Source organism: Chromobacterium sp. FG89, from assembly GCF_057808735.1.
Window position 1 is genome coordinate 1 of sequence record NZ_JBMDIQ010000085.1, and the last position, 454, is coordinate 454.

General features: G+C 66.1%; 2 protein-coding genes. Both read left to right on the plus strand.

The genetic code is table 11. The features are described from left to right. On the plus strand, window positions 1–258 hold a 258-nt coding region (locus ACODRW_RS24350; RefSeq protein WP_488906928.1), incomplete at its 5' end, for a MotA/TolQ/ExbB proton channel family protein. 10 nt (window positions 259–268) lie between these two features. Next, the coding region (locus ACODRW_RS24355) for a biopolymer transporter ExbD (RefSeq protein WP_488906929.1) at window positions 269–454 on the plus strand (186 nt) is incomplete at its 3' end.

Sequence of the window (454 nt, forward strand, 5' to 3'; positions counted from 1 at the left end):
GCGCCCTTCGTCGGCCTGTTCGGCACGGTATGGGGCATTTACCACGCGCTGACCGCGATCGGCATGTCCGGCCAGGCGTCCATCGACAAAGTGGCGGGCCCGGTGGGCGAGGCGCTGATCATGACCGCGATCGGTCTGGGCGTGGCGGTGCCGGCGGTGCTGGGATACAACTGGCTGGTGCGTCGCAACAAGCTGGTGCTGGACATGGTGCGCGTGGTGGCCGGCCGCCTGCACGCCAGCCTGCTGAACGCGCGCTGAGGCGACGACGATGAAGGGGCGCAACGCAAGATTCGGCCAAGGCCACGGCAAGGGCGACGAAGACGCGGTGATGTCCGCGATCAACACCACGCCGCTGGTGGACGTGATGCTGGTGCTGCTGATCATCTTCCTGATCACGGTGCCGGTGGTGACGCAGACGGTGAAGATGGCCTTGCCGAAGGAAAGCAATATCCCG